This is a genomic window from Microbacterium sp. X-17, assembly GCF_039615055.1.
In genome coordinates this window covers 682,156-703,551 of sequence record NZ_JBDHNI010000003.1, presented here as the reverse complement: position 1 = coordinate 703,551, position 21,396 = coordinate 682,156, and the positions used below count along the sequence as shown (strand labels likewise).

Genomic DNA, 21,396 nt, shown 5'->3' with positions numbered 1-21,396 from the left:
CCGCCTTTCGCCCAGAAGATCCCCTCGTCGTCGTGCCTGATCGTCTCACCGTGCGTCGCGAAGCCGGCCCCGCCTGGTCACCTGCCAGAACCGGATCACCAGCTCCTCGGCGGGAAGACTTCCCCACCCTTGTTGGATGTCGCCGTCGTATCCCATCTCGTCGATCACGACCGGCTTCGACACTGAGCGTCGACACCGCCGAGAACCAGCCCGACCAGTTCGCTCACGAACTGCAACGGCAACGCGACAACCACGCCCGCGCCGAACTCGTCACCGCCGAACAGCAACGCCTCACCGACGCTGGGTTCACGATCCTGGACAACCGGCCGGAGGAGTACTGGGACAAAGAGCACATCAACATCGGCGACCTCCTTACCGCCGACGGCACCCCGTCACCGTTGACGACCTGACCGAGGTGGAGGAAAAGTTCGCGCACGTGCGCTCTCACTACGCCGGCGAGGTCGACGTGGCGTACTTCGTCACCGACCCCAAGACCCACGGGTTCAAGAAGGCCACCGCCACCGGAACCGCCGGGCCCATGAGTGACGAGCAGAAGGAGGAACGTCGAACCCTGATCGCGAACAACAAGGCATGGGCCTCCGCCGAGATCGTCCGCCGCGAATGGCCTACCACCTTCCTGTCCCGCAAGACCCTCCCCAAGGACGCCGCCCAGTTTGTCGCCATTGCGCTCACCGCGTCATGGACGGTTGTCGAGGGAGGCATGAGCAACGGGAACCGGCTTGCCGCGACCCTGCTCGGTATCGACGCGCCGACCCGGCACGCAGCCCGTGGGAGTGAACTACGATCGACCGCCAGGCCGACGGACGAGCCATCAGGCACGGTGCCGCTCGAGGCTCCACTCAGCTTTGGCTTCACAAAATCCCACGCTCTCCGCTGAGCCAGTGACGCCCTTGCCGGCCTGTCTGACTTCCGTAGGGGGAATTGCTTGGACGGAGATCGACAGTGCCCGGCGGACGTAAAGGCCTCCCGGCGACCACCTGCCGAACGATACGCGTCTCCGAGGGCTGAGATTGGGCCCCACAACATGCGGGCGATTCACTGTGTTATCATTTGAATCGATTCAGTTTGAATCGATTCATAAATGCAGACACAGACGACGAGGGAGTTGACGTGGAACGGGTGTGCTTCACGATGCGGCTGAAGCCGGAGCGGGTCGCAGACTACCTGGCCGCGCACGAGGCCGTCTGGCCGGAGATGCTCGACGCACTGCGCGAGACCGGCTGGGGGAACTACTCCCTCTTCGTCGACCGGGAGGAAGCGCTCGTGGTCGGGATCCTGGAGACCGACGACTTCGAGGGCGCGATCGCCGCGATGAACGAGCGCGAGGTCAACGCGCGCTGGCAGGCCACGATGGCCGGCTTCTTCGCGGACGAGACGGCTCCGGACAGCACGATGAAGCGGCTGACCGAGTACTTCCACCTTCCGTAGCACCGCCCTCGGGCGACCCCACGAGCATCCAGGACAATCACGAAAGGGAGACCATGACCCTCACCGACGACATCCGTTCGCAGCTGGCGCTGCAGGCGATCGAGCTCCCCTCGTGGGCGTTCGGCAACTCGGGCACGCGTTTCCGGGTGTTCGGCACTCCGGGCACGGCGCGTGACCCGTTCGAGAAGATCTCGGACGCGGCGCGGGTGAACAAGCACACCGGGCTCGCGCCGTCGGTCGCCCTGCACATCCCGTGGGACAAGGTGGACTCGTACGCCGACCTCAAGAAGCACGCGGAGGACAACGGCGTCGAGCTCGGAACGGTGAACTCGAACACGTTCCAGGACGACGACTACAAGTTCGGGTCGGTGACGCACTGGGACGACCGGATCCGGCAGAAGGCGATCGATCACCACTTCGAGTGCATCGACATCATGAACGAGACAGGGTCGCGCGATCTGAAGATCTGGCTCGCGGACGGCACGAACTATCCGGGTCAGGACTCGATGCGGGCCCGGCAGGATCGGCTGGCGGACTCGCTGGCGAAGATCTACGAGCGGATCGGTGCGGGCCAGCGGTTGGTGCTGGAGTACAAGTTCTTCGAGCCGGCGTTCTATCACACGGATGTTCCGGATTGGGGCACCAGCTACGTGCAGACCGCGGCGTTGGGCGAGCGTGCGGTGGTGTGCCTGGACACCGGCCACCACGCGCCGGGCACGAACATCGAGTTCATCGTCATGCAGCTGCTGCGGCTGGGGAAGCTCGGTTCGTTCGATTTCAACAGCCGGTTCTACGCGGACGACGACCTGATCGTGGGCGCGGCGGACCCGTTCCAGCTGTTCCGGATCGTGTTCGAGGTCATCCGCGGTGGCGGTTACGCCAACCCGGACGTGGCGTTCATGCTCGACCAGTGCCACAACCTGGAGGCGAAGATCCCGGGTCAGATCCGCTCGGTGCTCAACGTCCAGGAGGCCACCGCCAAGGCGCTGCTGGTCGACACGGAGGCGCTGGCCTCTGCGCAGGCCGCCGGTGACGTGCTGGCCGCGAACACGGTGTTCATGGACGCGTTCAACACGGATGTGCGTGCCGACCTGGCCGCCTGGCGTGAGTCGCGCGGCCTCCCGGCCGACCCGATGGCGGCGTACAAGGCCTCCGGATACCAGCAGAAGATCGAGACCGAGCGGGTCGGCGGCACGCAGGCCGGGTGGGGGGCGTAAGACCGATGGTCGGTATTGAGTCAGCAGACTCGCCGCCGCGTGGGCCGGGACATCTCCTTGGTGGCCGGCCGGTGGGTTCCATCGCACTCGGCGGAGCTGGAATGTCGCTGTCTGCCGAACGTGACGACTGCGTTTCGATAACGGCGATACGGGCTGCCGCGGACGGCGGAATCGTCTTGTTCGATACGGCCCGCGCGTACACCACCGTCGACGCAGAAGCGCACAATGAAGGACTGTTCGCCGAAGCGCTCGGGAGTCGCGAGGACGTGGTCATCGCAACCAAGGGTGGCCACTTCCGGATCGACAAGTCGACATGGGGAATCGACGGTTCGCCAGAGGCGATCCGCGCCGACTGTGAGCGCAGCCTCCGACGTCTGCGCCGCGAACGAATCGAACTCTACTTTCTCCACCACCCGGACCCTACGGTTCCTCTGGCTGAGAGCGTGGGCGAGCTCAACCAGCTGCGCTCTGAAGGAAAAGTCGCTCACATTGGTCTTTCGAACGTGACCATCGAGCAGCTCGAGTCCGTCCAAGACGTAGCGACGGTCGCGGCGGTGGAGAACCGCTTCCCCGCGACCGAGGCGCCCAAGGATGGCATGGCTGAGCACTGCGCCTCGCATGGAATCGTCTACCTCGGGTATTCGCCGCTTTCCGGCGTCATGGCCGGTCTCCGCGCTGGACGATTCCCGAAACTCGCAGAGGTGGCCGCCAGATTATCGGTCTCTCCACAGCGGGTAACCATCGCGTGGCTGCTGGCGTGCCGGCCTGATGTGTTGCCGATCGTGGGCGCGTCCCGTCCCGAATCGGTGGCCGATAGCGCGCGCGCTGCCGACTTGGCGCTGACAGCCCAAGACCTGGTTCGCCTTTCAACCGAACTACTCGCAGCAACCCCACGGATCCGTATTGCCACCGAAAAGGCAGATACCGCACGACGAATGGAGACATCGTGACCAACCCGACTGTCGCGGCCCTCCTGGCCCGGTCGAACCGCCTCGGCGCCGACCCGAGGAACACGAACTACGCCGGCGGCAACACCTCCGCCAAGGGCACGGAGACCGACCCGGTGACCGGGGAGCCGGTGGAGCTGCTGTGGGTGAAGGGCTCCGGTGGCGACCTCGGCACGCTGAAGGAGGCGGGCCTCGCGGTGCTGCGCCTGGACCGGCTGCGCGCCCTCCAGAACGTCTATCCCGGTGTGGACCGCGAGGATGAGATGGTCGCGGCGTTCGATTACACGCTGCACGGCAAGGGCGGCGCTGCGCCGTCGATCGACACGGCCATGCACGGCCTGGTGGATGCGGCGCACGTGGACCACCTGCACCCGGACTCCGGCATCGCGATCGCGACCGCCGCCGATGGTGAGGCGCTGACGTCGACGATCTTCGGAGGTCGCGTGGTGTGGGTGCCGTGGCGCCGTCCCGGCTTCCAGCTCGGGCTCGACATCGCCGCGATCAAGGCGGCGAACCCGTCAGCGATCGGCTGCATCCTCGGCGGTCACGGCATCACCGCGTGGGGCGACACCAGTGAGGAGGCCGAGGCCAACTCGCTGTGGATCATCCAGACCGCCGCCGACTACATCGCGGCGCACGGGCGGCCTGAGCCGTTCGGGCCGCGCATCGCGGCGAACGAGCCGCTCGCCCTCGCCGAGCGGAAGGCCAAGGCGGCTGCGCTGGCGCCGACGATCCGTGGGCTGGCGTCGACGGACAAGCCGCAGGTCGGCTCGTTCACCGACGACGACGTGGTGCTCGACTTCCTCGCGTCCTCCGAGCACACCCGGCTCGGCGCGCTCGGCACCTCCTGCCCGGACCACTTCCTGCGCACCAAGGTCAAGCCGCTCATCCTCGACCTCCCGGCCGACGCCTCCGTCGAGGACTCGATCGCCCGGCTGACGGAGCTGCACGAGCAGTACCGGGCCGAGTACACCGCCTACTACGAGCAGTACGCGACCCCGGAGTCCCCGGCGATGCGCGGCGCCGACCCGGCGATCGTGCTCATCCCGGGCGTCGGGATGTTCTCCTACGGCAAGGACAAGCAGACCGCGCGGGTTGCGGGCGAGTTCTACATCAACGCGATCAACGTGATGCGCGGCGCGGAGGCGCTCTCCACCTACGCGCCGATCTCGGACGCGGAGAAGTTTGACATCGAGTACTGGTCGCTGGAGGAGGCCAAGCTGCAGCGCATGCCGAAGCCGAAGTCGCACGCCGGCCGGATCGCGCTCGTCACGGGAGCGGCCTCCGGGATCGGCAAGGCCATCGCGACCCGGCTCGCGGCCGAGGGCGCGTGCGTGGTCGTCGCCGACCTCGACCTGGCGAAGGCGCAGGAGGCGGCGGCCGAGCTCGGCGGCACGGACGTCGCGATCGGGGTGGCGGCGAACGTCACCAGCGAGGCCGACATCCTGGCCGGCATCCAGGAGGCGCTGCTGCAGTTCGGCGGCCTCGACCTGATCGTCAACAACGCCGGCCTGTCCATCTCCAAGCCGCTGCTGGAGACCACCGAGGCCGACTGGGACCTGCAGCACGACGTCATGGCCAAGGGGTCGTTCCTGGTCTCCAAGGCGGCGGCGAAGGTGCTCATCGAGCAGGGTCTCGGCGGCGACATCGTCTACATCTCCTCCAAGAACTCGGTCTTCGCCGGCCCCAACAACATCGCGTACTCGGCGACCAAGGCCGACCAGGCCCACCAGGTGCGGCTGCTCGCCGCCGAGCTCGGCGACTACGGCGTGAAGGTCAACGGCATCAACCCCGACGGCGTCGTCCGCGGCTCCGGCATCTTCGCCGGCGGCTGGGGCGCCAAGCGCGCCGCGGTCTACGGCGTGCCCGAGGAGGAGCTGGGCAAGTACTACGCCCAGCGCACCCTGCTCAAGCGCGAGGTGCTGCCGGAGCACGTCGCCAACGCGGTCGCGGTGCTCACCTCCAGTGACCTCGACCACACCACCGGACTCCACATCCCCGTCGACGCGGGCGTCGCGGCTGCGTTCCTGCGATGAACGGGACCCTGCGATGAACGCGGTGCGGGCGGGCACGGTCGCCGCGGTCGACCTCGGGGCGACCAGCGGGCGCGTCATGCACGCCCGCGTCGGCGCGAACACCCTGGAGCTGACCGAGGCGGTGCGCTTCCCGAACGGGCCCGTCCGGGTGCAGGAGGGCGGTCGCGACGCTTTGCACTGGGACGTCACCGGGCTCTACGCCCACGTGCTCGACGGCCTCCGCGCGGTCGCCGACGCCGATCCCGGCCTCCGGAGCGTCGGCGTGGACGCGTGGGCCGTCGACTACGGCCTGCTGCGCGACGGCCGCCTGCTCGGTGAGCCGTACCACTACCGCGACGAGCGCAGCGCGCAGGGCGTCGAGCTCGTGCACGCCCAGGTGGCAGCGGAGGTGCTGTACCGCGAGGGCGGCCTCCAGTTCCTCCCGTTCAACTCGCTCTACCAGCTCGCCGCGGACCTTGCCAGCGGAGAGTTGGGCGAAGCCACACGATTTCTATTGATTCCCGATCTGTTCGCCTATTGGTTGACCGGCAGGCAGCACGCCGAGAGGACCAATGCGTCCACCACCGGGCTGCTCACCGCAGCGGGAACATGGAATGAGGCGCTGATCGACAAGTTGGGCCTTCCTTGGCAGGCGTTTCCATCGACGATTTCACCTGGAACGCCAATCGCCGGCTTACTTCCCTCACTTAATTTGCCGTTCGCCGGTGCCGGCCCTGCAGTGACCGCGGTCGGTTCGCACGACACCGCGTCGGCGGTCGTCGCTGTGCCGATGGACGCGTCCCGCGCCGCCTACATCTCGTGCGGCACCTGGGGTCTCGTCGGCGTGGAGCTTGAGCGTCGCGTCCTGACCGACGAGTCCCGGGCGGCGAATTTCACCAATGAGGGCGGCGTCGATGGCCGCATCCGGTACTTGCACAACGTGATGGGCCTGTGGCTTCTCAGCGAGTCCTTGCGCGAGTGGCAGCGCCGCGGGCTCCAGGTCACGCTGGAGGGCCTGCTCGCGGAGGCGGCAGAGCTACCTCGGCCCGCCGAGTTGTTCGACCCCGAGGACCCGCGGTTTCTGGCACCGGGCGACCTGCCGTCGCGCATTTCGGCGTGGTTTGTCGAGCGCAGGATGCGCGGCCCGGCAAGCCCGGCTGGGACCGTCCGCGTGATCATCGAGAGCCTCGCGCAGGCGTTCGCGGACACAGTAGGCCGCGCCGCCGAGCTATCCGGCGTGCCGGTGGAGACCATCCACATCGTGGGCGGCGGGGCGCGCAACGCTCTGCTGTGTCAAGCGACGGCAGACCGCTCCGGGCTTCCCGTTCTCGCAGGCCCGGTGGAGGCGACGGCGCTGGGAAACGCGCTCGTGCAGGCGCGGTCGGCAGGGCTGGTGTCTGGTGACCTGGAGACCCTTCGTGCTCTCGTTGCGCGCAACGCTCACATCATTCCGTTCGACCCACGATAGGGAACCGATTCGTGGAATCGCCCGCGGAGGCGCCGTGTTGACGGTTGTGCTTGTCGTTCCGGCGGCCGATCGTAGCTTGGAGGACGGGAGTCGTGCTCACAGTGATCTACGGAGCGATCGCTGCCGGAGTCATTCTCGCCGGGGTGTATCGCCGCCGATCCAATGTTCGTTTCGACGGATTCGACGAAACTGACGCGAGGCCTCACTCGCCGAAGGTTGGCAATGCGTCAGCTAGCGTGATCGAGTCCAGGAACTCTCGAAGTGCTCGATTGAAGCGATCTGGGTGCTCCCGGAACATTGCGGGCTTGCCGAATCCGTTGACAGTAGTCGAGGGACGACGCGATGGGCCCACTCGGTGGCAGGGGCCCACTTGTCGCGTCGCACCACGAAGAGCATGGGAATCGCGTCGCCCATTCAGGCAGTATCTGCTTTCCACTTGTCGAGTGGCCAAACCGCTACCGCGTGATTTGGAGAATCGCCAATGGCTGGGATTCCGCAGCTTCTCTAACGTCAACGGCATCACAGGCCCTCGACGATGAGGACTGGCTGCCCGCCCTGCAGCCGTGCGTTACGCACTGCGAAACAGCAGATCAGCACGATCACGTGCCAACCGACAGGAGAACCCGAACATGATCAGAACTGGTTCGGAGGAGCCGACGACAACGGCGGATGCCCCCGCCGCAGGGCTCAAAGGAAGTATCGGCTTCTTCAACCTTGTCTTCACCGTCCTGGCTTATAACGGCCCGATGGTGGTCTTCCTAGGTTTCATCCCGGTCACCATCCTCCTCGGCAATGGTGTAGGCACCCCGGCGATGTACCTCTTCTGCGGTGTCATTGCGCTCCTCTTTGCGGCTGGCCTGGTTGCGATGGGTCTGCGTCTACCCAAGCCTGGTGGGTTTTACACTTTTGTCTCGGCCGGTCTCGGCAAGATCCCGGGTCTCGGTACCGGCTTTGCCGCGATGGTCTGCTACTACGCCGCCAACCTCTCGGCTTACGCGCTGGGGGGCGTGGCGGTCGACTCGCTGGTACACGGAGCCCTTGACGGTCCCAGCATCCCGTGGTGGATCTATTCAGCCATCATGTTCCTGGTTGTCACAGTTCTCGGTTACCTCAACATCAGCTTCTCTGCACGCGTCCTCACCGTCTTCCTCGCCCTAGAGCTCGTACTGCTCATCGCATACGACATCTCGGTCATCGCGCAGGGCGGCGCACACGGATTCAACCTCGACAGCTTCAAGCCGTCCAACATCTTCTCCGGCTCCCTGACGGTTGGCTTCATCTTCGGCGTGGGACTCTACGGTGGGTTCGAAGCGACAGTGATCTTCCGTGATGAGGTCAAGAAGCCCTCTCGTACAATCCCGCGGGCAACGTTCGCGGTCGTCATTACCCTGGCGCTCCTCTATGCGCTGACCGCCTGGGTGTTCATCAACTCCTATGGTGGCGAGGCGATCATGGAGGTGCTGAACAAGAATCTCGTGGGTGCTTCCAGCGCCAGTGTTCAGCACTACACGGGCCAGGTCGCGTACTTTACCGCGGACGTCCTCCTAATTACCAGTTCGTTCGCGCTAGTGCTGGCAAGCCATAACATCACATCGCGATATCTCTACAACCTCAGCGCCGACGGTGTGCTGCCGCGCTCGCTGAGCCAGGTCCACTCTCGTCACGGCTCCCCACACCGCGCCTCACTCGCGGTCAGCATTGCGTCCCTCATCGGCCTTGTCGCTTTCGCAGTACTCCAGATTGACGGCAACACCGCGTACGCGCGACTTTCGGGCGTCTACTCCTACTGCTTCGTAATCCTCCTCGTGATCGCCGCGCTCGCCATCGCAGTGTTCCTGTTCCGCGACACCTCGCAGAAGAAGGCCATCTGGCAGGCAGTTGGGACCGCGGTGGCGTGCATCTTCCTGACCCTCGCGCTTGTGATCGCGACAACGAACTTCGACATCCTGGCCGGCACCAGTGGGTGGGCGACATTCTTCGTGCTTGTGCTCATCTGGGGTCTCATCGTTGGCGGCGTTGTCCTAGCAGCCGTATACCGAGTGCGACGGCCGGCCGTCTACGCGCGAATCGGTCGCGACGATGCTGGGGACCTGGTTCCGGATCCTGCCCAGTAGGACCGAAGCAGCTACGAAAACCTATGGGAGGGCAATCACGCGAGACTGCCCTCCCACAGGTGTTGGTGCGTTGGATACAGGGAGAAGAGAGCCCGCAAGGTGCGCAAGCCGACAGCAGCAAGAGATTGTTGGTAATTCACCAATAGCGGCAGCGCTCACGATCCGGAAGATTGCTATAAGCCGATGATCTTGCGTCGGCGCTAAGCTCGAAAGGAATTACGCATGGACGTGGCAGAGCAGACCCGGCAGCGGGGGATGTACTTCGACGAATTCACCGTCGGGCAGACCTGGGAGAGTCCAGCTCGCACGATCACTGAAGCGGACCTTGTGTTGTTCGCTGGGATCTCCGGAGACTACAACCCTCTGCACACCGATGAAGAGTTCGCCAAGGCGACGCAGTTCGGCGGACGAATCTTCCACGGTCCGGGTGTATTCGCTATCGCCACTGGACTGGAGTCACGGCTCGGCATCAAAGAGGGCACCGCGATCGCGTTCCTCGGTATGACGTGGAATCTCAAGGGGGCTGTCCGCATCGGCGACACCATCCACGTCCGTCAAGTGGTCGCATCGCTGAAACCGTCTTCGTCGAAGCCGGACCGAGGCGTCGTCACGTTCGATGTGGCTGTTGTCACCCAGAACGGCGAGATTGCTCAGGATGGTCAGTGGGTTGTGATGTTCAAGAGGGAGCAGGCCTAGCTCATGCGGTTCCTGGAACGACTCGCGCGTCGCGGCGACAGCGAAGCCGTCGCGCTGGAAGACGGTGAAGTTGTCATCAGCTATCGTGACCTCCTCCGCGCAGTCGACCACCATGCAGTGCGTCTCCAGCGGAACGGGATCAAAGCCGGTGATCGAGTCGCATTGATCGCGGACAACTCGGCAGCATATCTGGCCGTCGCGTTCAGCGTCTGGCGGCTGCAAGCCGTGCTCGTCACCGTATTCCCCTCTTCGACTGTGGAGGAGCTGGCCTACGTTGTCGACAACGCGCAGGCGGACCTCGTGCTTGTCGATGAACGATCAGCGAGCCGCGTCGAGGGATCCGAGATCCACGCCGCCTGGGCCATCTCAAACAGTGAGATCTTTGCTCCCACCGGCACGGCGGCCGGCGAGCTTGTTTCACTCGATCACCTCGACCCGGATGCACTCGCCCTTATTTGCTATACCTCTGGCAGCACCGCCCGCCCCAAAGCGGTTATGCACTCGGCCTCGGGGCTCTCTGCCGGAGCGGAAGCGTACGGCTCCGTGTGGCGCCTCGCCGAGACGGATAAGACAATCGTCTGTCTGCCGCTGGCGTGGGTATACGGTCTCACGACAGCTTCCATGTCGACGCTGGGAGCCGGTGGAACGGTCCTGGTTCTCGCGCGCATGAAGCCCGAACAACTACTGGAAGCGATCGTCAGGCGCAACGGAACGTTCCTTCCCGGTGTAACCACCATGTTTGTCAAGCTGACCGAACACATTCAGTCCCTCGAAGAGATGCCTGAACTCGCCTCGCTGAGGCTGTGCATTTCGGGAGGCGAACCGCGCAACGAAACCGTGTTCGCCCGATGGCGCGAATTCTGCGGTGTCGCCGTACATGACGTATTCGCGGCGTCCGAGTGCTTTCCGGTCGTGACCTACGACCCGGTCGCCGATCCCGAGCCAAGGCTCGGATCTGCGGGCAAGGTGGTTCCCGGTGCAACGATGCGCGTCGTCGGCGAATCGGGATCAGACGTGCCGGCTGGCGAGCCTGGCGAGGCGCTCTGGCGCGCGCCTGCCCAGTTCCTCGGCTACTGGGGTGACGACGCCGCAACCGAGGCGGCGCTGGTGAGCGGCTGGTACCGGACACGCGACTTCGTCCGCGTGGACGAAGCCGGCTACGTATTCGTTCTTGGTCGCCTCTCGGACATGATCATCCGCGGCGGCGCTAATGTATCGCCAGCAGAGGTCGAGTCTGTTCTGGCCCAGATTCCCGACATCCGCGCAGCCGCTGTCTTCGGACGCGCCGATCAAAGCTACGGAGAAGAGGTGGTCGCAGCCATCGTTCCGCGCACGGGTGCCAGCCTCGACCACGATGCGATTCGCGCCTACTGCGCGGCGCATCTCGCCTCGTTCAAAGTTCCAACATTCATCGTCGAAGTAGGGCAGCTGCCCTTGAATGAGCGAACGGGAAAAGTGGACCGAAAGGCCGTCGCCACGACCGCGTTCCCGGTCGGGAGCACCACATGAAGCTTAAGGTCGCCACGACCCAATTTCAGCTTCGGCCGGAGCGCACCTTCGAAGACTTCGCCGATCACGCCCAGCAGATCATCGGCGCCGTCGCTGGCGACGGCGCCGAAGTGGTTCTGCTTCCGGAACTCGTGACCACCGGGCTGCTCGCAACACATTCAGAGGTGGAGCGCCTCACCGTTCGAGATCTGAACGCCGCGTATCGCACGGTGTTCCCGGCGTACACCGAACGATTCATTCACGTGATGAGTGAACTGGCAGCGGCGCACGAGATCGTAATCGTCGCCGGCAGCCATTATCGTCGGACCCCGACGGGCGGATACCGCAACACCGCATACGTGCTCCACCCTGATGGTCGCGTCGAACAGCAGGACAAGCTTCACCTCATTCCTGAAGAACGTTTGCTCGGCACTGAGCCCGGTGACGACGTCCTGGTCACCCGAATCGGCTCAACGAAAGTCGCCGTGCAAATCTGCGCGGACATCGAATTCCCTGAAGTCTCCCGCTATCTCGCCAGTCAGGGCGTCGATCTCATTCTCGTTCCTTCGCTGACGTGGAACCGACGCGGCGCTCAGCGCGTCCGTTACGGTGCGCACGCCCGTTCCATGGAGAACCAGATCTACGTAGCGGTATCGACCTTGGTGGGCACAAGCGGGCTCCCCCAGGACGGAGCCATGTATGGAACCGGCAATTCGTTCATCGCGATGCCGCTTGAGAAACGATTCGGAGACAACGAAGGCATCGCCGTAGCGCACCCCGACGATGGGGTCGAAGGCTACGTGGTTGGCGAGCTGGACATGGAACGATTGGCCGAATCCCGCGCCAACCCCGAGCCGCCGGGTTATCGGTACCGGCGCGAGGACCTGTATCGACGCCTGACAGCAGGTGCTCACTAGCATGACCACATTCGTCCATATCTTCCGAGTCCGCTACCACGAAACCGACCCTCAACGATTCGTCTTCAACAGTCGCTACTTGGAGTACGCCGACGTCGCCATGACGGAATACTTTCGGCACCTCGGCTGGGACTATCCCGAACTGCTTGAGCTCGGGTTTGACCCATCCCTTGTTGCCACGCAGATCGAGTTCCTACGCCCCGCGACGCTCGACGAATCGCTAAAGATGCACGTGCGCTGCTCCAAGATCGGGACGTCATCAACCGAACTACGTTTCGAGCTCACTCGAAACGATCAAACTCTTAGCGTAATTCACAGCACCTACGTGAACGTCGATCTGCGTACGGGGCGTGCTACGCCGATTCCGACCGCCATCGCGGCTGCGCTGACCGCCGACCGGACAACCTCAGATGGAGAGCTCGAGCAATGATCCGCACCGACCTGACACAACTGCTCCGGATCGAGCACCCCGTGCTCTCCGCCGGCATGGCTCGCGTCGCCCAAGCCGATCTCGTGGTCGCCGTTTCCGAAGCAGGAGGAATGGGATGCTTGGGCGGCGTCAGCTTCATGCCGGCAGCCCTTCAAGCCGAAATCAAAGGCATCAAGGATCGCACGACGAAGCCGTACGCCGTCAACCTCCTCCTTCCCGAATCGCTCACGACAAGTGATGAGGCAACGTGGGCGCCGGTTCGGGAGCTCTGGGAGCAAATGAACCCGGCCCAGCGGACAAAGCTCGCGGGCGTCGAGGCGCTGCTCACGCCAGGAGCGGTGAAGGACCAGGTGGACGTTGTCCTTGCCGAGTGTCCGCCCGTGGTTGTATTGACCTTCGCCACGCCGAAGTGGTTCATCGAAGCAGCCAGGCAACGCGGGATCACGATCGGCGCGATGGTCGGCTCGATCGGTGCAGCACAACGCGCCGCCGAAAGCGGGGCGGACTTTCTAGTCGCTCAAGGAACTGAAGGTGGTGGGCACACCGGTTACATCGCCACAATGGCGTTGACGCCGGCGGTTGTGGATGCGGTGTCGATCCCGGTCGCGGCTGCAGGCGGGATAACGGACGGTCGCGGACTTGCCGCTTCCCTCTCGCTCGGGGCTGGCGGCGTGTGGGTCGGTTCCCGCTTTATCGCGACCCCAGAGGCATACGGTCATGGAGCTTTCAAGCAGAGGGTCGTTGCCGGGCATAGCCGGGACACCATCCTGACGAAGTCGTACACGGGTAAACCGCTGCGTGCATTTCGAAATGAGTGGACAACCCGGTGGGAATCTCAGGTCGACTCGATCAAGAACTTCCCCGCGCAATACGCAGTCGCCGCTGAGCGCGTAGAGACGGGATACCAGGATGGCGATCTGGACGAGGGCATGATGCCGATCGGACAGGGAGTCGAGAACATCCACGAGATCACGCCGGCCGGTGACATTGTCCGCTCGATGGTGAATACCGCCGAGCGTGTCATTACCTCGTTGAGGGCCTCGATCGCGTAGGGCTCGTCTCACCGGCTTGCTAAAGCCCCACTCAGTCGACCCTGGCGGCTCCAAACGAGTCTGGTTCACCGAATACCGGAGCGCCAACCGGGGCATCGCCTACGACGGCGTCTGCAACTCGCGCATGCTGCTCGGTGGATGGCCGCAAGGGTCCTGAGCGCTCCGCCGTCAACTCATCACCCGCGGCTTCGGCAGTCATGGCCAAGTGCAAGGCGGTGATCATTGACGGCGAACGCACGGAAGCGCCGAGGATCTCTTCCACTTTGGATAGCCGGTAGCGCATCGAGTTGTGGTGGATCTTCAGGTCCTTCGCCGCTGCCATAACGTCGAACTCGTGTGCGAAGTATGCGGTTATCGCTTCCAGAAGTAGCGGCTTGTCCCGAAACGGCCCCAGGATTCGTTCTCGCCAAGCCGCCATACTCGCCTGACCGATGTCGGCGAGCAGCCGGATTGAGAAGTCCAACTCGTCGTAAGTCGTTGAGCGCCTGGTGTGACTACGCAACGCATGTTGAACTGCAAGCACGGCATCCTGATGCGAAGTGGGTACTTCGCCAATCTGTTCGATCGCCCGTCCCGTTCCCACGAACAATCCTGGGTGCATCGAGAGCATTGTCTTGATTGTCCGGTCACGCTGATCCGTGTTCGCTTGAATGAGGACGGTGTACCCGTTGTGCTGCTCCCTCGTGAAGACAGTCGCGTCGTGCGTGGTGAGCGTTTCCTCGAACAGGTCCGCCGTCGGCAGCCGGTGCTGCTTTGAGGCGATCGGTTGAACGACGGAAAGCACTCGTACCTCTTGCACGAAGCTCAATCCGAGCGCTGCCGCCTGCTCGTTCAGCTCGTCAGCGTTTTCATTAGGCTGAAGGTCGAGGGCCCGCCGAAGGATCGAGCTTCTCACTGCCCGGTCCTGATTCATCGCAAGAGTGTCAATTCGCTTGGACGCCTCGATCAACGAAGCCGTCACTGCGGCTGCTGTCCGCGTATACGCGTTCGCAAAATCCTCGCGACGGTTGGCAACGATAAGCCACCGACGAGGGCGTTCCGGTAACGAGTGCAGGCGAACTGCTAGCCCACACCAGCCGGCGACCTCCAGGTCGATAATCGGCGCCTCGAACCCGCCGATCTCCTGGCGGAAAAGAACGAACGGTAGGACTCCAGTCGCGGACTCAACTGCACCCGCGTCATCTGTGATGCCGCCGATGCCATCGGTCAGGGTTGCGAGACGTCTGACCAAGGAGGCGGCTGGGTCGTTGCCGGACATCGACGCCACTAGCGATTGCTGCATGGAGAGCATCCGCTGAAACCGCGCCGTGTCTGGGTTGGCATGAGCTCGGCTCACCGTGTCGATGATATCCGCGAAACGTGTTGTCCTCGGGATCACCATCGCCGGAACATCGCGTCGAGCGAGCGCCTGTCGGATATCCAACTGGGTCGCCTCGGCGAGAGTCTCGGGATAGGCAACACCTGCGACCTCGGCGTCAGCGAACACGTCGGCAAGCTGCTCGAACGCATCGGGTGAATCGGACCACCCTGCGATGAGAACGATGAGATCGCCGGCGCCGAGGCGTGCTTCATCGAACCGGTCGGAGAAGATCTGAACGGAGTTGACCTGACGTTCGTCGAAACCGTTTGTCCCTGTTGCACGACGCAGCCCGAGCGCCTCATGCGTCATCAGGTCGCCAAGCGTGCAAGGGCTCACAACGGGACGGCTCATGGGCACCACATCGATCCCGGCTGTCGAGCAAGGGTCTCGAACATGACGGGAGTCTAACGAGCTTGGGGAGGCGGCGCGTTGGGAAATTTCACAGCTGAACCGTTGCAGCGCTGGAACAGTACCAATGTGCCGATGCGGAATCTGGCCGTAGTGTCGGGGACACGATCACGATGCGCCAGGCAACGGGAGGTACCTCTTGGCAGAGCAGTATTGGGAGTCGGCGGTTAGTCGAATCGACGACTCCACCGTCCGCATTCGAGGATATGACCTCGAAGAGCTCATCGGAGGGCTGACCTTCACCTCGGCTGCGTACCTTCTGATCCGTGGTGCTCTACCGACGCCCAACCAGACGAAGATGATGGACGCTGTGCTGACAGCCGTTCTCGACTATGCCCTGCAGAAGCCCGGTACGGTCGCAGCACGTTATGTCATGTCCGCGAACCCAAACGTGGCAGCCAGTCTCGCCTCAGCCGTCCTCGCCGTGGGAAAAAACACGCTCGCCCCCGAAGACACAGCACGATTCGCAATCGATAGCTACAAGCGGTTAACGGAGTCGAACGACGACGCTGTCGTCGTCGCTGCGCGGATTGTGGCCGAGGAGCGCGCAGCGAAGCGACGAATCCCCGGACTTGGGCACCCTGTGTTCAAGAACGTCGACCCACGTGCCGAAAAGATCAAAACTCTCGCTCGCGAACTCGGCTTTTGGGGCCCACAGGCCGAGTTCTACGAGCTCATCCACACCGAGTTTCGCCGGCAATCGGGCCGCGACTGGATTCCCCTGAACGACATTGGCGTGATGGCTCTCGTGCTGGCGGAAATGGGATTCACTCCCGACGAAACCACTGGCATCGCGATCATTTCGACGCTGCCGGGCGTCGTGGCGCACCTGACAGAAGAACAGAACAGCGGCCGGCCGATCCGAATCGTCGCGCCCGAAGACGTCTCCTACGACACGATCGTGCGAGACTTCGAATCCGACAAGGAGGTCGCCGGATGGTGAGACGAGTTGCAATCACGGGAGCCGGATCCGGCATTGGACTTGCCGTGGCACGCGCGTTTGCTGCAGCGGGCGATGAGGTCTTCATCGGCGACATCTCGGAAGAACGCCTCGAAGCGACGAAGGCGACCATCCCAACGGCGACGATTTCTCGTCTAGACGTCACTGATTTTGACCAAATGTCCGCTTTCGGCGTTACAGCCGCTGGCACGCAGGGTCTGGACGTCTTCATCAACAACGCCGGAGTCTTCGACGCGTACGCCAGCATCACCGAGACGACGGTGGACCTCTGGCAGAGAATCATTGGTGTCAACCTGACCGGCTACTTCCACGGCTGCAAAGTCGCAGCCCAGCTTATGCTCCCGAACAAACGTGGACGGATCATCAATGTCGGATCTGTCGCCGGTCAACGCGGCGCCGCCGATGGGCTGTCGTATTCCGCCAGCAAAGCCGGCATCGAAGGCATGACCCGGCGGTTGGCGATTGACCTCGGGCCAGCTGGGATCACTGCCAACGTCGTCGCACCCGGCGTCACAGCTACAGACATTCGCAAGAACTCGGGGGAGCAACTCGGCGGGATGCTGGACATGAATCGGGGAATCGGTGCATCACCCGAACTCTGGGACTTCCTCATCCCCGCGCGGCGAGGAGGCACCGCCGACGAAGTTGCCGCCGTCATTGAATTCCTCGCTTCCGAGAAGGCGTCGTACGTAACGGGGCAGGTTATCCACGTCGATGGTGGCTGGTCGGCCACCTGACGCCAGACAATGGCAGTACTTTATCCAGCAGTTACGGCAGCGGAGGCCCAGAATGCTCCTCGATCAGGCAGATATCGTCGTCGTCGGTGGCGGCATTGTTGGGATGACGACGGCCTACGCCCTCAAGAAACGTGGTTTCGATGTTGTCGTCGTCGAGCAACGATTTGCCGCATTCGGTGCATCGGGCCGGAACTCCGGCGGGATCTGGGTGCAGACAGTGCGGGGTGGCGTTGAGCTCGAGCTGGCGCGCCGAGGATCGGCGCTGTACGAGGCCTTCCTGGACGATCTGGGCGACACGTTCGAATATCGACGAGACGGAGGACTGATCTACTTCGAGACGGACGCTCAGAGGCGGATCCTCCAGGACTATGTGGCGGACCGTGCCGAACACGGAATTCAGGCCGAGATCATCAGCGCAGTTGAGGCACGGAATCTGTCCAGCGGAGTTCCCGACTCGGCTATCGGAGCAGTGCTCAGCAGCGACGATGCCCAAGTGAACACGGCGAAATTCACCCGCGCCCTCGCGGACGCGTGCAAGCGCCGAGGTGTGCGGCTATATGAAAACACCCCGGTTCTCGGCATGACACGTCACGGCGACGCCGTGACAGGGGTTCGTACTGTGCGAGGCGACATTTCGGCCGGCGGCGTCGTCTGGTGCACCGGCGCTTGGGCTTCCGCGCTGTCAGCGGAGGGGATGGACCTGCCGATCACACCCATTCGCGTGGGAATGCTCATGACCCAACCCGTGGCGAATCAGGTTCATGTACAGACAAGAGGACCGCACGGCGTCGAGAATTTCAGTGCGCTCACTTCCTTGAGCGCGTTCGAACCCACCGAATTCGAGACCTTGGACCTTCCCGAGGGCTCGAGTCTGACTTTCGAGGATGTCGTAACGCAGAACGCCGAAGGCAACATCATCGTGGGCCACACGCACGATGACGCACAGTCGTTGAACCCGCACATCACCGTCGATGCGACAGGGGTGATGCTTCGCTCATTGCAGCGCAGGAAGAACGGCTTCGGTGAGCTGGGCGTCACCGGTCTTTGGGCAGGCCTAGTTGGAGTAACGGCCGATCGCTTGCCGATCATCGACAAGGTCGACGGACTCTACGTGAATACCGGGCACGTCTCGGGCACCGCGTCCGGCCCTCTGGCGGGTGAGCTCATGGCCCAGCTGGTTGCTGGCGAGGAGCCGACGATCCCTCTCGGACCGTTCGCGCGGCATCGCGATTCGCTCATCGAGAACAACCTCCGGAGATGACCGAATGCACAGCGACCTCAGCCGGGACGACGCCCAGTTCCTTCGGGAGATTACGGGTTTTGTCAACAACCTTCATGATGTCCATCAACGTGATGCGCGCGAAGAATACCCGAGTGACCTCGTTCCACATCTTCGCGCGCTCCGGCTGTTCGATGCATGTACCCGCAATCTCGAGACGTATGCTCTCGCTCTCGAAGAGCTCGGGCGAGGTTGGCTCAGCCTCATCCCCATCGTCAATGCTCACTCGACCAGCGTGTGGAGCGTCAAGAACTACGGGACTGAGGCACAAAAGGCGTACTGGAGCCCCCGTTTGCAGTCGGGGGAGACCATCGCTGCCCTAGCTTTGACGGAGCCGCACGCGGGTTCCGACCTTCAAAAAATCACGTCGAGCGCGGAGCGAGTTGAACACGGATGGCTCATTCGCGCTCGAAAAGCGCTGATCACGCATGCAGCCCATTCCGACCTGCTTCTTATCCTGGTGCGAACGGATCCGAACCCCGACCTGGGCGCTCGTGGGCTGAGTCTCTTCCTGCTCCAGTCCGGTGAATGGACGGTTGACCGAAAGCTCGACAAGCTCGGTTCACGCGGAATCGAAACAGTGGAACTCTCCGTCAACGGAATCATGGTTCCGGACGATCGTCTGATCGGAGGAGTTCCCGGTCGAGGGTTCAGCCAGGTTATGGATGGACTCGAGGTAGGACGCGTAGCTGTCGCAGCGGCGGCGGTCGGAGTCGCGCGAAGCGCGTTCTGGAACGCAGTGGGATACGTTCGCGATCGAGAAGCATTTGGCACGACTCTGGCAAACATGCCTGCAGTGAGGGCTCGACTGGGAAATGTGGCGACTCAGATCGCGGCAGCAAAAGCACTTACTCTAGCCGCGGCTCGAGCGAAACAGGCAGGCGGTCGCAAAGACGTCCAAGCCGCTTCTGCCAAGATCGCAGCCGGCGAGAGCGCAATCAACGCCGCATTAGCTGGCATGGAGCTCGGAGGCGGGTGGGCATACATCGAGGATCGCGAATTCTCCCGCTTCCTTCGCGATTCTGCCCTCTTCATCGCGGGCGAAGGGTCAAACGCAGTCCTCACGGATCTAGTCGGTGCCGGGCTGAGTCGCTCCGAGCCCGACCTGGAGTGGATCTGAACTATGTCCCTCGAGCTCCCCGATGGTACACGGCTGGCGGTCTCCATCAGTTCCGATTTCGACGCGCAAAGCGTGTGGATGGGCACCTTCGGCACAACTTCCCCAAGCTACTTGTCTCGCGGCGAGTTCGGCGCCGTTGTGGGCGTGGGCAGAGTATTGAACGCGTTCGAGCGCTTCGGAATAACGACCACGTGGTGCACCCCCACGCACACGATTCAAACGTTTCGTGCACAGTGCGATCAGATACTCGAAGCTGGCCATGAGATCGCCGCGCACGGCGTGTACCACGAGCCGATCCACAAGCTTGACCCGGCAGAGGAGCGCCGACTGCTCGAGCTTCAGATAGCGCAGCACGAGCGCCTGCTCGGCGCACGTCCCAAGGGATATCGGTCTCCTGCTTGGGACTTCTCCGACATCACTTTGAGCCTGTTGGAGGAGTACGAGTTCTCGTGGGACTCGTCACTGATGGGCCGCGACTTCGAGGTGTATCGACCCCGACCGGTCGTCGAACAAGACCCGGAAAACGGAAACACCTTCGGCGAACCGTCTTCAGTGATCGAGATCCCTGTCTCCTGGTATCTGGATGATTTCCCGCCGTTGGAAAACCTTCCGCGTAGCGTCGGCATGGCATCGACCGCTGACGTCTTCGACCGCTGGAAGGACTCGTTCGACTTCGCATACGAACGAGTCCCCGGAGGAGTGTTCGCGCTCACGGTTCATCCGCAGACGATCGCGCGCGCACACCACCTGCTGATGTTCGAACGTTTCCTCGATTACGTCGCAGGCCATTCCGGCGTCTGGTTCGCCACGCTCTCCGACATCGCTCAAGCGTGGGTTGACGACGAACGGTCGCCGTAAGAATTCCAACCTACGGGTGGATCGCTCAGTAGGCCACCTATGGAGGGCGCGTGGGTGCGCCCGTACTGTCGATTCATCACCCAGTAATCGGAGGACTTCACAGATGAAGATCTGCTTTCTGAATCCGTTCGGTACCGACGCCTATGACGAAATCATCGGGACGGTCCTTAAAGGTTCGCTGCTTCCAGATACGACGCTAGAAATCCGCCACCTCGATGCCGGCCCACGGAATCTCGACTATTACGCGCCGAAGCAGGTTGTTCAAGTCGAAATCCTCAAAGCGGTCAAACAGGCGGAGGTAGACGGTTTCGATGCTGTCGTCATCGGATGCTGCTACGACCCGGCACTGACCGAGGCCCGGGAACTTGTCTCTATTCCGGTCATCGGCCCCCTGGAGTCATCGGTGGGCCTTGCTCGCCCATTCGGGCATCGATTCGCTATCGTCACAGACCATCACAAGGCCGTACCGATGCTCCAGGACACGATAAGGATCTACGGGGCAGAGCCGAACTGCGTCGGAGTTGAGTCCATCGGTTGGTTCGTCGACGATATGGTCCTCGACCCCGTCGCGGTTGCGGAAGACACCTACCTCAAGATCCTTGATGTCATGCATCGCACCGGTGCCGAAACCGTCATCGTGGGATGCACAATCGTGTCCGCTTGTTATGAGCTTGCCGCCGCCAATGGCGACTCAAAGTTCAGCGAGCTCTCGGTCGTCAATCCCAACATCATGGCCGTCAAAGCGGCAGAACTTTTCGCGCAGCTGAACTCTCGTGGGATGTATCGCATCTCGCGTGCGGCCTTTTACCAGGCGCTCAGCAGCCACGACCCCATCGAAGCAGCCGAAGTCGCGCCGTACTTTCAGTCCACGCGCGTCTAA

At 63.1% G+C, this 21,396-nt stretch carries 20 protein-coding genes; 19 read left to right on the top strand and 1 reads right to left on the bottom strand.

Features of this window, described 5'->3' with window-relative positions; all coding sequences use genetic code 11:
* Positions 1 to 32 precede the first annotated feature (32 nt).
* The 13 genes from ABCS02_RS17615 (at position 33) to ABCS02_RS17555 (ending at position 13,793) form a co-directional block, all read left to right on the top strand.
* Complete coding sequence (locus tag ABCS02_RS17615; protein ID WP_345836966.1) at positions 33 to 410, top strand: hypothetical protein; 378 nt, start codon at positions 33 to 35, stop codon at positions 408 to 410.
* A gap of 5 nt (positions 411 to 415) precedes the next feature.
* Positions 416 to 898 carry a hypothetical protein gene (locus ABCS02_RS17610; protein ID WP_345836965.1) on the top strand — a complete coding sequence of 161 codons (483 nt, stop codon included), beginning with the start codon at positions 416 to 418 and terminating at the stop codon, positions 896 to 898.
* Between the two features lie 233 nt (positions 899 to 1,131).
* Positions 1,132 to 1,449, top strand: coding sequence for an L-rhamnose mutarotase (locus ABCS02_RS17605; protein WP_345836964.1), 318 nt, complete (start codon positions 1,132 to 1,134; stop codon positions 1,447 to 1,449).
* A 53-nt stretch (positions 1,450 to 1,502) separates the two neighbouring features.
* Entirely contained in the window at positions 1,503 to 2,666 is a 1,164-nt protein-coding gene (rhaI, locus tag ABCS02_RS17600; protein WP_345836963.1) for an L-rhamnose isomerase, read from the top strand.
* 5 nt (positions 2,667 to 2,671) lie between these two features.
* Complete coding sequence (locus tag ABCS02_RS17595) at positions 2,672 to 3,616, top strand: aldo/keto reductase (protein WP_345836962.1); 945 nt, start codon at positions 2,672 to 2,674, stop codon at positions 3,614 to 3,616.
* Entirely contained in the window at positions 3,613 to 5,649 is a 2,037-nt protein-coding gene (locus ABCS02_RS17590; protein WP_345836961.1) for a bifunctional aldolase/short-chain dehydrogenase, read from the top strand. Before ABCS02_RS17595 ends, ABCS02_RS17590 begins: the two co-directional genes overlap by 4 nt.
* 13 nt (positions 5,650 to 5,662) lie before the next feature.
* Entirely contained in the window at positions 5,663 to 7,096 is a 1,434-nt protein-coding gene (locus tag ABCS02_RS17585; protein ID WP_345836960.1) for a rhamnulokinase family protein, read from the top strand.
* 629 nt (positions 7,097 to 7,725) lie between these two features.
* On the top strand, positions 7,726 to 9,210 hold the full coding sequence (locus ABCS02_RS17580; RefSeq protein ID WP_345836959.1) for an APC family permease: 1,485 nt from the start codon (positions 7,726 to 7,728) through the stop codon (positions 9,208 to 9,210).
* 222 nt (positions 9,211 to 9,432) lie between these two features.
* Positions 9,433 to 9,906 (top strand): MaoC/PaaZ C-terminal domain-containing protein, encoded by a 474-nt coding sequence (locus ABCS02_RS17575; RefSeq protein WP_345836958.1) that lies wholly within the window; start codon positions 9,433 to 9,435, stop codon positions 9,904 to 9,906.
* Positions 9,907 to 9,909: 3 nt separating this feature from the next.
* On the top strand, positions 9,910 to 11,415 hold the full coding sequence (locus ABCS02_RS17570; RefSeq protein WP_345836957.1) for a class I adenylate-forming enzyme family protein: 1,506 nt from the start codon (positions 9,910 to 9,912) through the stop codon (positions 11,413 to 11,415).
* Positions 11,412 to 12,311: a nitrilase-related carbon-nitrogen hydrolase gene (locus ABCS02_RS17565; RefSeq protein ID WP_345836956.1), complete on the top strand. Its 900-nt coding sequence runs from the start codon at positions 11,412 to 11,414 to the stop codon at positions 12,309 to 12,311. Before ABCS02_RS17570 ends, ABCS02_RS17565 begins: the two co-directional genes overlap by 4 nt.
* A 1-nt stretch (position 12,312) precedes the next feature.
* Entirely contained in the window at positions 12,313 to 12,741 is a 429-nt protein-coding gene (locus ABCS02_RS17560; protein ID WP_345836955.1) for a thioesterase family protein, read from the top strand.
* A complete protein-coding gene (locus ABCS02_RS17555) occupies positions 12,738 to 13,793 on the top strand; it encodes a nitronate monooxygenase (protein ID WP_345836954.1) in 1,056 nt (351 codons plus the stop codon). The genes ABCS02_RS17560 and ABCS02_RS17555 overlap by 4 nt, the downstream gene beginning before the upstream one ends.
* Positions 13,794 to 13,824: 31 nt before the next feature.
* Here the strand turns inward: ABCS02_RS17555 and ABCS02_RS17550 are convergent, their stop codons facing one another.
* On the bottom strand, positions 13,825 to 15,504 hold the full coding sequence (locus ABCS02_RS17550) for a helix-turn-helix domain-containing protein (RefSeq protein WP_345836953.1): 1,680 nt from the start codon (positions 15,502 to 15,504) through the stop codon (positions 13,825 to 13,827).
* A 196-nt stretch (positions 15,505 to 15,700) separates the two neighbouring features.
* Between ABCS02_RS17550 and ABCS02_RS17545 the strand changes: the two genes are divergently transcribed.
* From ABCS02_RS17545 to ABCS02_RS17520, 6 genes are all read left to right on the top strand, one after another.
* Positions 15,701 to 16,504 carry a citryl-CoA lyase gene (locus ABCS02_RS17545; protein ID WP_345836952.1) on the top strand — a complete coding sequence of 268 codons (804 nt, stop codon included), beginning with the start codon at positions 15,701 to 15,703 and terminating at the stop codon, positions 16,502 to 16,504.
* A complete protein-coding gene (locus ABCS02_RS17540) occupies positions 16,498 to 17,259 on the top strand; it encodes an SDR family NAD(P)-dependent oxidoreductase (protein WP_345836951.1) in 762 nt (253 codons plus the stop codon). The genes ABCS02_RS17545 and ABCS02_RS17540 overlap by 7 nt, the downstream gene beginning before the upstream one ends.
* Before the next feature lie 52 nt (positions 17,260 to 17,311).
* Positions 17,312 to 18,520: an FAD-dependent oxidoreductase gene (locus tag ABCS02_RS17535; RefSeq protein WP_345836950.1), complete on the top strand. Its 1,209-nt coding sequence runs from the start codon at positions 17,312 to 17,314 to the stop codon at positions 18,518 to 18,520.
* Positions 18,521 to 18,524: 4 nt separating this feature from the next.
* Positions 18,525 to 19,658, top strand: coding sequence for an acyl-CoA dehydrogenase family protein (locus ABCS02_RS17530; RefSeq protein WP_345836949.1), 1,134 nt, complete (start codon positions 18,525 to 18,527; stop codon positions 19,656 to 19,658).
* 3 nt (positions 19,659 to 19,661) lie between these two features.
* Positions 19,662 to 20,516 (top strand): polysaccharide deacetylase, encoded by an 855-nt coding sequence (locus tag ABCS02_RS17525; RefSeq protein WP_345836948.1) that lies wholly within the window; start codon positions 19,662 to 19,664, stop codon positions 20,514 to 20,516.
* A gap of 103 nt (positions 20,517 to 20,619) precedes the next feature.
* Positions 20,620 to 21,396, top strand: coding sequence for an aspartate/glutamate racemase family protein (locus ABCS02_RS17520; protein WP_345836947.1), 777 nt, complete (start codon positions 20,620 to 20,622; stop codon positions 21,394 to 21,396).

Bases quoted from the DNA above. Each gene is read 5' to 3' on its own strand.
- rhaI (WP_345836963.1), top strand. From the start codon at position 1,503: ATGACCCTCACCGACGACATCCGTTCGCAGCTGGCGCTGCAGGCGATC.
- ABCS02_RS17595 (WP_345836962.1), top strand. From the start codon at position 2,672: ATGGTCGGTATTGAGTCAGCAGACTCGCCGCCGCGTGGGCCGGGACAT.
- ABCS02_RS17585 (WP_345836960.1), top strand. From the start codon at position 5,663: ATGAACGCGGTGCGGGCGGGCACGGTCGCCGCGGTCGACCTCGGGGCG.
- ABCS02_RS17580 (WP_345836959.1), top strand. From the start codon at position 7,726: ATGATCAGAACTGGTTCGGAGGAGCCGACGACAACGGCGGATGCCCCC.
- ABCS02_RS17575 (WP_345836958.1), top strand. From the start codon at position 9,433: ATGGACGTGGCAGAGCAGACCCGGCAGCGGGGGATGTACTTCGACGAA.
- ABCS02_RS17570 (WP_345836957.1), top strand. From the start codon at position 9,910: ATGCGGTTCCTGGAACGACTCGCGCGTCGCGGCGACAGCGAAGCCGTC.
- ABCS02_RS17565 (WP_345836956.1), top strand. From the start codon at position 11,412: ATGAAGCTTAAGGTCGCCACGACCCAATTTCAGCTTCGGCCGGAGCGC.
- ABCS02_RS17560 (WP_345836955.1), top strand. From the start codon at position 12,313: ATGACCACATTCGTCCATATCTTCCGAGTCCGCTACCACGAAACCGAC.
- ABCS02_RS17555 (WP_345836954.1), top strand. From the start codon at position 12,738: ATGATCCGCACCGACCTGACACAACTGCTCCGGATCGAGCACCCCGTG.
- ABCS02_RS17550 (WP_345836953.1), bottom strand. From the start codon at position 15,504: ATGAGCCGTCCCGTTGTGAGCCCTTGCACGCTTGGCGACCTGATGACG.
- ABCS02_RS17540 (WP_345836951.1), top strand. From the start codon at position 16,498: ATGGTGAGACGAGTTGCAATCACGGGAGCCGGATCCGGCATTGGACTT.
- ABCS02_RS17535 (WP_345836950.1), top strand. From the start codon at position 17,312: ATGCTCCTCGATCAGGCAGATATCGTCGTCGTCGGTGGCGGCATTGTT.
- ABCS02_RS17530 (WP_345836949.1), top strand. From the start codon at position 18,525: ATGCACAGCGACCTCAGCCGGGACGACGCCCAGTTCCTTCGGGAGATT.
- ABCS02_RS17525 (WP_345836948.1), top strand. From the start codon at position 19,662: ATGTCCCTCGAGCTCCCCGATGGTACACGGCTGGCGGTCTCCATCAGT.
- ABCS02_RS17520 (WP_345836947.1), top strand. From the start codon at position 20,620: ATGAAGATCTGCTTTCTGAATCCGTTCGGTACCGACGCCTATGACGAA.